The following is a 15,364-nucleotide window of genomic DNA, read 5'->3' on the forward strand; positions in this document are numbered from 1 at the left end:
ATGAAAAGAAACAGGAATCTCATTTTTTATGCAGTAACAATTGTCGTTTTTTCAGCGATTATTTATTTGGTTATTAAACAGGGAACATTTCTTCAGTCCGGCAGGGTAAAAGAGTTTGTTCCCCAGATCAATGCATCTACCTGGGATCAGTTTAAAGATACTTTTGTTCACAACTTGCAATACCCGCTTGCAATCCTGCTTTTGCAGATTTTAACCATCATCATTGTTGCCAGGATATTCGGATTTTTCTGTAAAAAGATAGGACAACCCACCGTGATAGGAGAGATCGTTGCCGGAATAGTACTCGGCCCTTCATTCCTGGCGACCTATTTTCCTCAATATGCCGAATTTCTTTTTCCTGCACAGTCCCTCCCGAATCTGCAGTTCCTCAGCCAGATTGGTCTGATCCTTTTTATGTTCGTGATAGGAATGGAACTCGATCTCAATGTGTTAAAGAGCAAAGCGAAGGATGCGATAGTTGTCAGCCATGCAAGTATCATATTTCCCTTCACCCTCGGAACAGGGCTGGCTTATTTTATTTACCAGCATTTTGCGCCTGCCAATATTGGATTTCTTGCGTTTTCGCTTTTTATGGGGATAGCAATGAGTATTACCGCCTTTCCAGTATTGGCGAGAATAGTGCAGGAGAGGGGACTTTCAAAAACAAAGCTTGGTACCATCGTCATCACTTGTGCTGCTGCGGACGATATCACCGCCTGGTGTATACTGGCAGTGGTGATTGCTATTGTAAAAGCCGGTTCCATACTTAGTGCACTTTATACGATCCTGATTGCTATCGCCTATGTGTTGATCATGATAAAGGTGGTACAACCATTTTTGAAAAAAATTGGCGATAAGTATCAGAACAAGGAGTCTTTCAGCAAACCGGTTGTTGCCATATTTTTCATCACTTTGCTGCTGTCTTCTTATGCTACCGAGGTGATTGGCATCCATGCCCTGTTTGGGGCTTTTATGGCAGGCGTGATCATGCCTGCCAATACAAACTTCAGGAACATTTTTATCGAAAAGGTAGAAGACCTTGCATTAGTATTGTTGTTGCCTTTATTTTTTGTTTTCACGGGTCTGCGCACAGAGATCGGGTTACTTAATGAACCTTATCTCTGGAAGATATGCTTCGCTATAATAGCGGTAGCTGTGATCGGTAAATTTCTCGGAAGCGCCCTTGCTGCCAGGTTTGTTGGCCAGAACTGGCGGGATAGCCTCGCTATCGGCGCCCTGATGAACTGCCGGGGTCTTATGGAACTGATTGTGCTTAACATAGGCTATGACCTTGGTGTACTCAGTCCGGAGATCTTTGCGATGATGGTGATCATGGCCTTGGTCACCACATTTATGACCGGGCCGGCTCTTGATCTTATTAACAAGTTTCTTCCGGACAAATCGGTGGCTGCTGAACCCTCTGTTGGCTACTCACCCAGGTACAATATCATTGGTTCTTTCAGTACCGCCAGGAAAGGCATATCAATTCTGAAGCTGGCACATAGTCTTGCACGGCGGTCAATGGATTCAACGCAGGTAACTATGTTACATGTTTCCTCAAGCAATGAACTCAATTTGTATAACGAGGAAGAATATGAGCGGGAGAGTTTCAGCCCCGTGATCGAGGAAGCAAAAAAGCTTAACCTCAGATTGCAGACGATCTTTAAGCCTGCTTTAGATGTCAATCACGAGATTACATCATTAGTTAACGCCGGGAACTATGATCTGCTTTTAATTGGGGCCGGAAGTTCTGTTTTTGAAGGCACCTTCCTCGGAAAACTGCTTGGGATCACCAGTAAGATTATCAACCCTGAAAAACTATACGATACCATAACAGGGAAGGAAAGGTTATTTGATAATGCGTTTTTTGATGATAGGGTAAGGCAGATACTGAGAGCTTCCCGGATACCTGTTGGCATCTACATCAATAAACGGGCGGACAAACTGGAACATATATTTGTGCCTGTATATTCTATCAGTGACAGCTACCTCTTTATTTTCGCTCAGAAATTTATTTATAATAGTTTCTCCCGTGTTACTATCCTGGACCTTGCGGGGGTGCTCAGGCAGAATCCTGAACTTAGCGTGAGCATTCAGTCGATCCAGGCAGCTAACCCCGGTTCCGTTGAGCTTTTAAGTGTCAATAGCATTGAAAGAGCGTTCCTGGATCAGCAGGACCTTATGCTGATCAGTCTCGACAGCTGGCGGAAAGTGGTTGAAGAACAGAACGACTGGTTATCGCGATCACCTTCCGTGCTTATCATTAAACCTTAGATAAATGGACTCACGCAGAGAATTTTTAAAAAAAGCAGCGTTGGTTTCAGGTGGCACCGGTTTGTTCCAGGGTTTACCAGCTGCTGTTCAACGCGCACTCGCGATAGATCCGGTAGCCGGATCAACTTATTTAGATGCTGAGCATGTCGTGATCCTGATGCAGGAAAACCGGTCTTTCGATCATTGCTATGGTAGCCTCAATGGTGTGCGCGGCTTTAAAGATCCCCGCGTGATAACCCTTCCGGATGGCGACCCGGCCTGGTTTCAAAAAAATGCCGAAGGAGAAGCGTATGCTCCTTTCAGGCTCAATATAAAAGAAACCAAATCAACCTGGACCGGATCACTTCCACATTCATGGACCAACCAGGTGGATGCAAGGAATGCCGGGAAATACGACAAGTGGCTGATAGCAAAACCATCCGGTCACAAGGAGTTCGCAAAGGCGCCGTTAACAATGGGATACTATAACCGTGAGGACATCCCTTTTTATTATGCACTTGCGGACGCATTTACCGTCTGTGATCAGAATTTTTGTTCATCGCTTACAGGTACCACCCCAAACCGTTTGTATCTCTGGACCGGAACAATCAGGGAGCAACCTAACGCCGGGGCATATGCGAACGTGCGAAATGAAAATGTCACCTATGACTCAGAGGTGAACTGGACAACATTCCCTGAAAGATTAGAGAATGAAAACATTTCGTGGAAGATTTACCAGAATGAAATAAGCCTGGACTCGGGTTTCAGCAGCGAAGAAGATGCATGGCTCGCAAACTTTACAGATAATCCAATCGAGTGGTTCAGCCAGTTTAATGTTCGGTTTTCGGATAGCCATCGCCGGTATATGTCAGAAATGCTGAAAGTTTTACCATCCCGGATCAGCGAGCTTGAAACAAAACTGGATGCTCCCGGCCAGGATGAAAAAGTTGTCGCGGCAATGAAAAAAAAGCTGGAGTCCATGAAGAAGTTGCTTCAGCAGGCATCGATCGTCCGGGATAAGTACACAGACGAGGCATTTGAACAACTGACGGATAAACAAAAAAACATACACCGGAGAGCGTTTGTGACAAATTCAGGCAGCGAAGACTACCGCACCATAAGTCCCTACACCTATAAAGATGGTGATAAGGAAAGAACAATGAATCTTCCCCAGGGTGATGTATTGCATCAGTTCAGGACCGACGTAAGTTCAGGAAAGCTTCCAACTGTTTCCTGGTTGATCGGGCCCGAGAACTTCAGTGATCACCCGGGTGCACCATGGTATGGCGCGTGGTATGTGTCTGAGGTCATGGACATCCTGACACAAAAACCAGAGGTTTGGAAAAAGACCATTTTTATTCTGTGTTACGATGAGAATGATGGTTATTTTGATCATGTGCCACCTTTTGTTCCGCCGGATCCATATACTCGGGGAACGGGCCTGGTATCCAAAAATATTGACGCGAAGGTTGAGTATGTGACCCTGGAACAAGATATGAAACGCAAGAACAAGGCGGAATGTCGTGAAAGTCCTATAGGACTTGGTTACAGGGTGCCGCTGGTAATTGCTTCACCGTGGTCGAGGGGAGGGCAGGTCTGTTCGCAGGTGTTTGATCATACCTCAATACTTCGTTTCCTGGAAAAATTTCTGAGCCACAAGACAGGGAAAAAGATCAGTGAACCCAATATCTCTGCATGGCGACGCGCGGTATGTGGCGACCTTACCGCAGTATTCAAAGACTATAGCAATCAGAAAGTGTCTTTTCCGGCTGCGGTTAAGAAAAATGAATTTTATGAAAGTGTTCATAAGGCCCAGTTTAAAAAGGATCCCTCAGGATACCGCGTGCTGGCAAGAACAGAAATTGAACAGGCAAAAAGGAATCCGAATCAGTCTCCGTTACTGGTCCAGGAAAAAGGGGCCCGTACTGCCTGTCCACTGCCTTACGAGTTATATGCAGACGGGAATCTTAAACCAGGTAAGAAAGATTTTGAGATCACCATGGCTGCGGCAAATGCTTTTTTTGGAGCGGCCTCCGCGGGCTGTCCTTTTATGATCTATTCAGCTGCCTCACACAGAACGATCAACCAGGAAAGCTATGAAAAGATGCGGCTGTGGAATTATGCATTAGAGGCAGGAGATCAATTGTTTGATCAATGGCAGCTCAAAGATTTTGAATCCGGTATATACGATCTTCAACTGTATGGCCCGAATGGATTCTATCGCAGGTTCCAGGGTGATGCAAGCGATCCTTTAATTGAAGTAAAGTGCCTGTATTTATCAACCGGGGGCAAGAAAAAAGCAACAGGAGAAGTGGCGATTAAAATTTCCAACCTTGGCACCGAACAATATACCATAGTGATTGTTGATCAGACTTATAAGAACATTGATAAGACAATCACGTTGGGTGCTGTGGGTACAGCAAAAGCGATCCAAACAGTAATTGTTCCGACTACGAAAAGTTTTGGTTGGTATGATGTGATCTTAAAGGAACGAAGCAAGCCCGCCTTTCTTAAACAATTCGCCGGGCATGTTGAAACAGGTAAGTTCAGTTCTACTGATCCCGCAATGGCTTGATCAAATTTCCATTTCGTAACAAAATACATTTTAAATGAACATTACACTTGAACAGGCAGAAGTTGCAATTAAGGCAGCCAAACAAAAAGCGACCGAACTTAAGACGCTTATGAACATTGCTGTTGTTGACTCCGGCACTAACCTTATTGCTTTTGCGCATATGGATAACGCGTGGCTGGGATCTATAGACATTTCACAAAAGAAAGCACGTACGGCAAGATATTTCAACATGGATACGGGTGAAATTGGAAAACTTTCTCAACCCGGTGGTCCGCTTTATAATATTGAGCATTCGAACGGTGGACTCATTTCATTTCCGGGAGGTGTATGTATAAAGGATCAGTCGGGTAACATTATCGGCGCCATCGGAGTTTCGGGCGACAGTGTGGAAAACGATCATGCGGTAGCCATGGCCGGGGCAAAAGCCGTCTGATCTATTCCTGTTAAGGTGAATTCTTCTTAACCCGATGTATTCTTCTTAACCGGATATCTTCGTCTTAGCGGATGTCTTCCTCTTAAGCAGATGTCCTGGCGTTCAGGCAGCAACGGTTCTGATAATAACATTTCTCACAATAACAAAACGGGGATCTTTCTTTGGTGCAAAGAATGGTCCCCGGTTTTTTTACCAGTGTTTGTTGCTGTATCAGTTCTAAAAACAACGCGTTTGAATACCACTATCTTCTTCCTCTGCCAACAAGCCAGATGATCAGTGCAATAACAGCTACCACGATCAGCACTCCAACCCACATTCCGGCGGAGAAAATGTCTCCCACCAATTCACAACTGCTAAAAGACGAGACCAGGGCAAAAAGTCCAAGATTAAGGGTGAGCTTCTTCATATTTCAAGTTTGTAATGATGAGTAGAAATGCCATTATGGAGATATAAAATTCATGCCATTGAATCTATATTCATCAAATCCAGTACATTTGGCCAACCCCGGGGATGATTCCTGACAACCACTGAATGATTCGTTAGCATTATAAAGCTGCTTACAATCTATGATCCGTAATTATCTGACAAACGTTATTGTTGTTATCATTATCACCGTAGGCATTATTGCAGTTGGCGGCTGGTTTTCGGACCTCGGAAATATCAGGCCCATCCTTTCAAGCATCGCATCTACAAAATTCAATACCGCCGTTTGCCTGATATTTTCTGCGATCGCTTTATATATTTCCAACAGGAGCAAAAAAACAAGGTTTTTATCTAAGGTCGGCATTGCCTGTGCTTATGCGATACTGATCATCGCTTCACTTACCTTACTTGAATATATTACAGGGATAAAAATCGGGATCGACCAGGTGATTGTAAACGATGTAGGTGGCGATGCGCATCCCGGCCGGATAGAACTGGTGGCCTGCCTGATGTTCCTGACGGTTGGCATAATGCTTATCAAACTGGAACGATCAACTTCCCGATTGCTTGTCCAGATACTGTTGCCCCTTGTATTTTTTGTTGCTCTGTTCATTACTTTCAACTATATCTCTGGTCTCAGCTATCTCGAAAGCATGCCCTTTGCTGTCAATATAGCGCTGACTACTTCGTTGAGCTTAATGGCGCTTTGCGTTGGGATTTTTTACAGCCGCCCCCTGAGGGACATCAGGTTTTCGTTCGAAAAAAAGATGGCAGCCTATTTTGCGGTGACTATTTTGCTATTGGGAATAGTGTTTTTCTCATTTTCAGCTAATAATCAGAAACTGATTGCCAGCTCAGAATTGACCGGGCATACAAAAGATGTGTTGCTTAAAACATCGCTTGTGCTGAACGAAGCACAGGATATCGAAAACGCGACCCGCGGTTTTCTGATAACGGGTCGGGAAGAGTTCCTGGAACCTTATAACAAAAGTTCGGTCGATATTTTTCAAATAATAGAAGACGTAAAGAAATTAACTAAAGATAATCCGGATCAAAAAAAACGGGTGGATACCTTGTTGAGCCTCGCCAGACAAAACATCATTCTTCGGAAGCGTCTTATCGACTTCAAAAAAGGTGGCTATGTCGAGCCCCTGGTCGCAACGATGTTGATGGGTGCTGAAAAAAAACTGATGGACCGGTTAAGGGAAACGGTTGCTGAAATTCAACAGGCCGAGGAGGAGTTATTGCGACGCCGCAACCTTGACAATGCTAAAACTGTCCAGGGATCTCAAAGAACAATTGCGATACTACAGATAATCGTTTTACTGATCCTGATTGCGATGTTTGTAATCATCTACCGTAATACTATGTCGCGCAATGCAGCTGAAGCTGCGCTGCGAAAAAGCGAGCTCTTTGTGAGGAGTGTAATAGACAATGCGGCCAGCATCATCAGCATACGTGATCTTAGTGGAAGATACCTGCTCGTTAATAAAGGCAGTCAGCAGGTGCTCAATCGTTCGGAGAAAGAAATTCTTGGCAAAACCCCGTATGATTTCTTTCCCAAGGATCTTGCTGATTCAATGATGGCAGGGGAGCAGGAAGTGGCGAGGGAACGAAAGCTCACTTCCATCGAAATGGAACGGCAGGTTGAAAATGGTAAGCTGCATTACCTGGTGGTAAGATTTCCGTTGTACGATCAGGATCAGAATGTTTATGCAGTCTGTTCAATGTCCACAGATATAACCGCCATCAAAGAAGCCCAGGTAGTTTTAGAACAGGCACATAAACAACAACAGGTAATATTGAATGGCATCCAGGATCTTATGGAAGCCTCCCTTGACATCATATGCCTGTTTGATGAACAAGGCCGGTTTATCCAGATAAGTGCAAATTGTGAAAGGCTGCTGGGCTACAAACCAGATGAACTGACCGGCCGGAAGTACTCCGAACTGTTGCATCCGGAAGAGAGAGCAGCCAGTGTTGAACTGGAAACCGCCATTATGAATGGAACAATAGTAAGGGATAGTGAAAACAGGTATCTCAGAAAGGATGGGAAGATCATTTCGTTGTTAGCAACCGCTATCTGGTCACCTGAAAATCGTACCTTCTTTGCGATACTCAAAGATGCCACTGAGAAGCAAATGACTGCCAGGCAACTTACCGAACTGAATGAGATCCTCAAAAAACGGGCGGCGGAATTACAGGCTTCAAATATTGAGTTGGAACGATTCGCTTATGTTGCCTCTCACGATTTGCAGGAACCGCTGCGGATGGTAAGCAGCTTTCTGCAGTTGCTGGAAAAAAAGCTTGAGGGTAATCTCGATGACACGTCGAAGAAGTATATCTACTTTGCCATCGATGGTGCGGAAAGGATGAAAACCCTCATCCAGGACCTACTGCAATATTCCAGGATTGGAACAAGTAAGGAACTTGCAGTGGATGTAGATTGTAACGAAGTATTGAAATCAGTCAGAAACATTTTTACCCTTGCCATCCGCGAAACCGGGGCGGAACTCATCATTCATCCACTTCCGGTGATAAAGGCGGAAAAAGGCCAGATACATCAATTGTTTCAAAACCTCGTTGGTAACGCCATTAAATACAGCAATACCGGGCCTCCTCATATCGAGGTCGGCTATGAGGACCAGCGGGAATACTGGCAGTTCTATGTAAAAGATCGTGGAATCGGCATAAATCAGAAATTCTTTGAAAAGATATTCGTGATCTTCCAGCGGCTTCATAACAAAAACGAATATACCGGCACCGGCATAGGCCTCGCAATTTGTAAAAAGATCGTCGAAAGACATGGTGGTAGCATCTGGGTTGAATCCGAACACGGCAAAGGCAGCACTTTTTTCATTAGATTGCCAAAGTTTTAAGGCTTTCGAACCAAATATATTGTTAACTCGTACCTGGTACTGAAGCACATTAATCCCATGAAAAAAGAAGTAACGATATTGTTGGTAGAAGATAATGAAGGCGACATTGTGTTAACAGTGGAGGCCCTTAAAATTGCGAATATAACAAGCAGGATAGTTGTCGTTCGGGATGGGGAAGAAGCGCTGCTTTTTCTTTACCGGGAGGGGAAATACACCGGTGCCGACCAGCCCGATCTTATTTTACTCGATATAAATCTTCCGCGGATCGATGGAAAAGAGGTGCTTGCCCGCATCAAAAAAGATGACAGATTAAAATCCATACCAGTGGTTATCCTCACAACCTCGGATTCCGAAAAAGATGTGACGGAATCTTATTCCAACCATGCAAATTGTTATATTACCAAACCGGTAGACTTCAATAAATTTATGCAGGTGGTCCATATGATCAAAGATTTCTGGATCACACTTGTCAAATTGCCTGCACACCATTAAGCCAGTGCCCATCTGATGTTTAAAGCAGATCGTAAACACCAGCACTCAACTACAACGTTATCGGGAACGTTTGCATAAAAAAACTAAAAAAATAGTGGGCCGAAGTGCAAATATATGAGTAGACTTGTCTTAGTAACTCGTATTTTGCTTGATTATCAATGTTTAGAAAACGATTGCCGGTCTATCTCTGTACAGGTCGAAAAAGAATCTCAGAACGCGCTTTTGTTTTCCCTGCAAATGGTTTTGTTTACAGCGGTTACCCTTAACTTGAAGCAACTATTGTGGTTGTATAATTAATACATTAGTCATGATACTTTCAAAAAGTGCTGTTTCATCTATAAAGAACGATAATATTCAATTACCTCCGGAGGGGATTTTCGGGACACCTGAAAAGATATTGCAGTTCGGCACCGGGGTGCTGCTTAGGGGCCTGCCGGATTATTTTGTTGATAAAGCAAACCGGACAGGTAAGTTCAATGGCCGCATCGTGGTTGTGAAGTCCATGAGTGGTAGCGAATCCGAAACATTCGAAAAACAGGATGGATTATATACTATTTGTGTACGTGGTATCGACGCAGGGAAAGAAGTCGAGGAAAATATTATCTCCTCGTCAATCAGCCGGGTGCTTTCAGCACAGTCTTCATGGAAGGAGATCCTTGATTGTGCGGCGAAGCCTGAAATGAATATTATCATTTCAAATACCACCGAAGTGGGTATCACCCTGGTTAATGAACCGATATCCGGGAATCCCCCGGTTTCATTTCCTGCAAAACTACTTGCCTGTTTATACGAGCGATATAAAAAATTGGGTAATGATCCTGAAAACGGAACGATCATTATTCCAACCGAACTAATCGTTGATAACGGCAAAAAATTACAGGCGATACTCAATGATCTTTGTGCTTTTAATAATCTTGAGGACGAATTTGTCAACTGGCTGAATACTGCAAACAAATTCTGCAGTTCGTTAGTCGACAGGATTGTTCCCGGCAAACCATCAGCAGAAATCAGGCAGGAAATCCAGCAAAAATTTGGTTTTGAAGATGAACTGATGCTTATGGCAGAAGTTTACCGCCTGTGGGCAATTCAGGGCGATGATAAGGTGCGTGAAGTGCTTTCTTTTGCCGGTGCAGATGAAGGTGTGATCATTGAACCCGATATAGATATCTACCGTGAACTGAAGTTGCGCATGTTAAACGGCACTCACACCCTCAGTTGTGGTCTTGCTGTGCTGGCAGGATTCGAAACGGTTAAGGCAGCAATGAGTGATGGCAATATGTCTGAATTTATTGCTTCACTTATGTTGGATGAAATTGCATCCGGTATTCCTTATCATCTCGACCCGGGAACGGCCTCCGCTTTCGGAAAAAAAGTATTGGACAGGTTTAGAAATCCTGCAATCGAACACAAGTGGATCAGTATTACTATGCAATACAGTTCGAAGATGAGGATGCGGAACGTGCCGGTGCTCACAAAATATTATGAAGATCACAACACTCCGCCCCGTTCTATAGCACTTGGTTTTGCTGCCTATATCTTATTTATGAAAGCGGCAAAAACTGAAGATGGAAAATATTATGGTGAACTAAACGGTCAGCCTTATCCCATACAGGACGACCAGGCTGCACGACTCGATGCCTTGTGGCAACAGCATGGAAGCTCCGGCATAGTTGAATCAGTATTACAGGACTCAACGCTATGGGGAACCGATCTTTCGGCATTACCAGGTTTCGCAGTTGCAGTAAACGATCATCTGCAGGCCCTGATAGCGAAAGGGGCAAGACAGGCGCTGAACGAGTTTCAACAAAACAAAGTGCTTGCCTGAGCTGAAAACAACCAGATAGAAAGTGCTTGCCTGATTTGAAACAACCGAATTCAAATTGCCTGCCTGATCTGAAAACAACCAAATTCAAATTGCTTTGACATATGAAAAGATTTCTTGATGAAAATTTTCTGCTGCAATCGAAGACTGCTGAAAAGCTATATCATGATTACGCAGTAAAAATGCCTATTATCGATTATCATTGTCATCTGCCTCCTGACCAGATTGCCGCGGATAACAATTTTGAAAACATAACACAGGGCTGGCTTTACGGCGATCACTATAAGTGGCGCGCGATGCGTACAAATGGCGTTGATGAAAGTTACTGCACCGGTAATCAGCCGGACGAAGCAAAGTTTCACAAATGGGCGGAGACTGTCCCCTATACGATGCGGAACCCGTTGTATCATTGGACGCATCTTGAATTGCTGCGTTACTTTGAAGTTCGTGAAGTGCTGAATCCGGATTCCTCAAAAAGAATATATGACGAGTGTAACGCAAGAATTCAAACAAAGGATTATTCTATCCGCAACCTGCTAAAAAAAATGAAGGTCAGGGTGATCTGTACAACAGATGACCCCTTAGATGATCTCTCTCATCATCAAAAGCTAAGAAATGAAGGCTTTGAGATCAGGATTCTTCCCGCTTTCCGGCCCGACAAGGCGATGCAGTCTGATGATGTTTCAGTGCTGAATAAATATATCGACCGTGTAGAAGCTGCTGCTGATACTTCCATTGGTAATTTTCAACAATACCTTGATGCCTTAAAAAAGCGTCACGATTTTTTTGCTGAAAACGGATGTACCGTTTCTGATCATGGCCTTGAAAGACTCCACGCCGCTGACTATACGGACGCAGAAATTGAAAACATATTCACTAAAATCAGGAGCCGGCAAGCACTGAGCGAAGAGGAAAATGAAAAATTCAAATCGGCCATGCTTGTTCATTTCGCCACCTGGGATCATGAGAAACAGTGGGTCCAGCAGTTCCATGTAGGTGCGCTCCGTAACAATAATACGAGACGTCTTAGCGAGCTTGGACCGGATACGGGTTGGGACTCTATCGGTGACTTCCCCCAGGCCCAGTCGTTATCAAGGTTCCTCAACAGGCTCGATTCAAAAAATCAACTCACAAAAACAATCGTCTATAATCTGAACCCGGCAGATAATGCACTCATGGCGACCATGGCGGGCAATTTCAATGATGGAACTATTCCCGGCAAAATACAATTTGGGTCCGGATGGTGGTTCCTTGATCAGAAACATGGGATGATCGAACAGATGAATGCGCTTTCAAACATGGGATTAATCAGTAGGTTTGTTGGTATGCTTACGGACTCAAGAAGTTTTCTTTCCTATCCGCGACATGAATATTTCCGAAGGATATTGTGTAATCTTTTTGGGGAAGAAATAGAAAACGGCGAATTGCCAAACGACATTCCCTGGATAGGGAAAATGATTGAAGATATTTGTTTTAACAACGCAAAAAACTATTTTAACTGGTAATGGGAAAGGTGCTTTGTTTTGGCGAATTGCTGCTCAGACTATCGCCCGCTGCGAGCGGTGACTGGATCAAAGAACAGTCTATTCCCATTTTCGTGGGCGGGGCTGAACTAAATGCTGCCCAGGCGCTCGCCAAATGGGATGTACCGGTATCATATCTTTCGGCAGTGCCCGATCACCTGTTATCAAAACAGATCGTCAGCTATCTCACCCAAAAAAATATCGACTGTTCGGTTATGCAATACCGTGGCACCAGGATCGGGACTTATTATCTTCCGGTAGGATCGGAACTAAAAAACGCAGGGGTGATCTATGATCGTGCCCATTCGTCGTTTTCCGAACTTCAGCCAGGAATGATCGATTGGAACCAGGTTCTGAACGATGTCACGTGGTTTCACTTCAGTGCAATTTGTCCGGCAATCTCCCAGGGAGTCGCGGATGTTTGCCGCGAAGCTCTCGAGGCTGCAACAGCAAAAGGCATAACTATTTCGGTTGATCTGAATTACCGCGCCAAACTATGGAAATACGGGTTAAACAGTGCAGACGTAATGCCGGGACTAGTGCAGTACTGTCACCTGGTGATGGGAAATGTGTGGGCTGCCAATACCATGCTTAACGTTCCGATTGATCACACGCTTCATGAACAGAATGACAAAAATGCCTATCTTGAACAATCGGTGAGAACGTCGGCTTACATACGTGAACAGTACCCCGTGTGTAAATCAGTTGCAAACACTTTTCGTTTTGATAAAGGTGCAACAGGAATAAAGTACTACACGACTCTTTATGAATCTGACAAGTTATTTGTTTCAGAAGAATATCACACTGATCATGTGGTCGATAAGGTTGGCAGTGGTGATTGTTTTATGGCCGGCCTCATCTATGGACATTATCATAACAATACAAGCCAGGAGACACTGGATTTCGCCACGGCCGCTGCTTATGAAAAGCTTTTCATAATGGGCGATGCAACAGATAAATCAGTCGGGCAGGTAAAAGCTGCAATAAAAAAACATGGTTAATACAACAGACATTCTAAGTACGGTGCGCGCCCAGGGGGTAGTGCCACTTTTTTATCACGAAGACCCGGTGTTATGCGCAGGCATAACGAATGCACTTTATGAAGGCGGAGTGCGTATACTTGAGTTTACAAACAGGGGAGCGCAGGCACTTGCTAATTTCCGGATAATAAGGCAGCTTGTTAACGATAAACTTCCGGGCATGTACCTCGGTATAGGCACCATCAAAACCGAACAGGATGCCAGGGCGTTTATAGATGCCGGGGCAGATTTCATTATATCACCAATTGTTCATACCGGAATTGCAGCACTCACACAATCCGCCGGATTGTTGTGGGTTCCCGGATGCCTTACGCCTACTGAAGTTGCAGTTGCCGAAACTGCGGGCGCGAAACTGGTTAAAATATTTCCGGGAAGCCTGGTGGGACCTTCTTATATTTCAGCCATCAGGGATATATTTCCTGATATACTGTTTATGCCAACCGGTGGTGTCGATCTGACTGAAGAAAGTATCAGTGCCTGGTTCAAGGCTGGTGTAGTTGCGGTGGGACTCGGGAGTAAACTAATCACCAAAGAAGTATTAGACAAAGCATCATATAAGGCCCTAAGCGAAACTTCTGCAAAAGCATTAGCCATCGTTCACTCTGTTAAAAACTAACACCTTCATGACTCAGACAAAAATCGGCAACTACCGGTGGACGATATGCGCCCTCGTTTTTTTTGCTACTACATTCAACTATCTCGACAGGCAGGTGATTAGTCTCGTAAAAAGCGACCTGGAAGAAGAGTTTAACTGGACCGAAACTGACTATGCAAACATTACAGTGGCGTTTCAACTTGCATACGCTTTCGGGATGTTTTTTGTCGGCAGAATTATCGACAAACTCGGGACCAAAATGGGGTACGCAGCGTCCTTGTTTTTATGGAGTTTAGCAGCCATGGGTCACGCACTGGTAAACAGTACCGGTGGCTTTTTTGTTGCCAGGGCCGCACTAGGTGTAACCGAAGCGGGTAACTTTCCGGCCGCCATAAAGACGATAGCAGAATGGTTTCCCAAAAGAGAACGGGCGTTGGCAACCGGTATCTTCAATTCCGGGACGAATATAGGTGCAATAATAGCACCCTTGACTGTCCCGTGGATTGCAGCAAACTGGGGCTGGAAATGGGCCTTTATATTAACCGGCGCAGTTGGACTCATCTGGCTATTGTTCTGGTTCATATTTTATGAGGTTCCCAAAAAACATAAGTTATTAGGGAAAGCTGAATATGAATACATCCATAGTGACCAGGATGAAAAAGTGGACGAGACGGTAGTACAGGAAAAAGTTTCCTGGGTTAAATTGCTTGGGTTCAAACAAACCTGGGCGTTTGCAATAGGTAAGTTTCTGACCGATGGTGTCTGGTGGTTCTATCTTTTCTGGCTACCCAGCTTCTTGAAGGGCGGTTATGGCTTGAGCCAGACAGAAATAGCTATCCCTGTTGCCGTGGTGTATGTAATCGCCGGCTTTGGAAGTGTTTTCGGTGGATGGTTACCTCTCCATTTTATTCGCAAGGGTTGGCCGGTTTTCAGAGCACGAAAAACGTCAATGCTGATTTATGCCTTCTGTGCTTTGCCGGTGGTAACTGCACAGCTTTTCGGCAACACCGCCATGTGGTACGCCATATTCATTATTGGTTTCGCTGCAGCGGCGCACCAGGCCTGGAGTGCAAATATCTTTACTACGGTTTCCGATATGTTCCCGAAGAAAGCTGTCGGTTCAGTTACCGGTATCGGCGGCATGGCCGGTGGCCTGGGGGGTATGGTTGTGGCCAAAATAGCCGGCTGGTTGTTCGACTATTATAAAGCCGAGGGAAACATTGTCACTGGTTACATGATCATGTTCGTTGCCTGTGGTTTTGCTTACCTGTTAAGCTGGATTATAATGCACCTGCTGGTGCCAACAATGAAGACCGTTAAGTTGTAGTA

General features: G+C 44.6%; 11 protein-coding genes. 10 read left to right on the forward strand and 1 reads right to left on the reverse strand.

The genetic code is table 11. From position 1 onward, the window contains the following. The 3 genes from ACX0G7_RS05025 to ACX0G7_RS05035 are packed head-to-tail and all read left to right on the forward strand — an operon-like array spanning position 1 to position 5,261. Complete coding sequence (locus tag ACX0G7_RS05025) at positions 1-2,274, forward strand: cation:proton antiporter domain-containing protein (RefSeq protein ID WP_458922337.1); 2,274 nt, start codon at positions 1-3, stop codon at positions 2,272-2,274. Positions 2,275-2,278: 4 nt separating this feature from the next. Further along, complete coding sequence (locus ACX0G7_RS05030; RefSeq protein ID WP_458922338.1) at positions 2,279-4,828, forward strand: phosphocholine-specific phospholipase C; 2,550 nt, start codon at positions 2,279-2,281, stop codon at positions 4,826-4,828. A gap of 34 nt (positions 4,829-4,862) precedes the next feature. Further along, positions 4,863-5,261 carry a GlcG/HbpS family heme-binding protein gene (locus ACX0G7_RS05035; protein ID WP_458922339.1) on the forward strand — a complete coding sequence of 133 codons (399 nt, stop codon included), beginning with the start codon at positions 4,863-4,865 and terminating at the stop codon, positions 5,259-5,261. A 241-nt stretch (positions 5,262-5,502) separates the two neighbouring features. Here ACX0G7_RS05035 and ACX0G7_RS05040 read toward each other — a convergent pair whose 3' ends face one another. Then, the gene (locus ACX0G7_RS05040; RefSeq protein ID WP_458922340.1) at positions 5,503-5,667 is read right to left on the reverse strand and encodes a phosphatidate cytidylyltransferase; all 165 of its coding nucleotides are present in this window, start codon (positions 5,665-5,667) and stop codon (positions 5,503-5,505) included. 160 nt (positions 5,668-5,827) lie between these two features. Between ACX0G7_RS05040 and ACX0G7_RS05045 the strand changes: the two genes are divergently transcribed. The 7 genes from ACX0G7_RS05045 (at position 5,828) to ACX0G7_RS05075 (ending at position 15,362) form a co-directional block, all read left to right on the forward strand. Beyond that, a complete protein-coding gene (locus ACX0G7_RS05045; protein ID WP_458922341.1) occupies positions 5,828-8,563 on the forward strand; it encodes a sensor histidine kinase in 2,736 nt (911 codons plus the stop codon). 57 nt (positions 8,564-8,620) lie between these two features. Next, the gene (locus tag ACX0G7_RS05050; protein WP_458922342.1) at positions 8,621-9,055 is read left to right on the forward strand and encodes a response regulator; all 435 of its coding nucleotides are present in this window, start codon (positions 8,621-8,623) and stop codon (positions 9,053-9,055) included. Between the two features lie 307 nt (positions 9,056-9,362). After that, the gene (locus tag ACX0G7_RS05055) at positions 9,363-10,880 is read left to right on the forward strand and encodes a tagaturonate reductase (protein ID WP_458922343.1); all 1,518 of its coding nucleotides are present in this window, start codon (positions 9,363-9,365) and stop codon (positions 10,878-10,880) included. 101 nt (positions 10,881-10,981) lie between these two features. After that, the gene (uxaC, locus tag ACX0G7_RS05060) at positions 10,982-12,382 is read left to right on the forward strand and encodes a glucuronate isomerase (RefSeq protein WP_458922344.1); all 1,401 of its coding nucleotides are present in this window, start codon (positions 10,982-10,984) and stop codon (positions 12,380-12,382) included. Further along, entirely contained in the window at positions 12,382-13,401 is a 1,020-nt protein-coding gene (locus tag ACX0G7_RS05065) for a PfkB family carbohydrate kinase (protein ID WP_458922345.1), read from the forward strand. The genes uxaC and ACX0G7_RS05065 overlap by 1 nt, the downstream gene beginning before the upstream one ends. Next, a complete protein-coding gene (locus tag ACX0G7_RS05070) occupies positions 13,394-14,056 on the forward strand; it encodes a bifunctional 4-hydroxy-2-oxoglutarate aldolase/2-dehydro-3-deoxy-phosphogluconate aldolase (protein WP_458922346.1) in 663 nt (220 codons plus the stop codon). The genes ACX0G7_RS05065 and ACX0G7_RS05070 overlap by 8 nt, the downstream gene beginning before the upstream one ends. A gap of 7 nt (positions 14,057-14,063) precedes the next feature. After that, positions 14,064-15,362: an MFS transporter gene (locus tag ACX0G7_RS05075; protein ID WP_458922347.1), complete on the forward strand. Its 1,299-nt coding sequence runs from the start codon at positions 14,064-14,066 to the stop codon at positions 15,360-15,362. The last annotated feature ends 2 nt before the right edge of the window (positions 15,363-15,364 follow it).

The organism is Flavitalea antarctica (assembly GCF_054461535.1).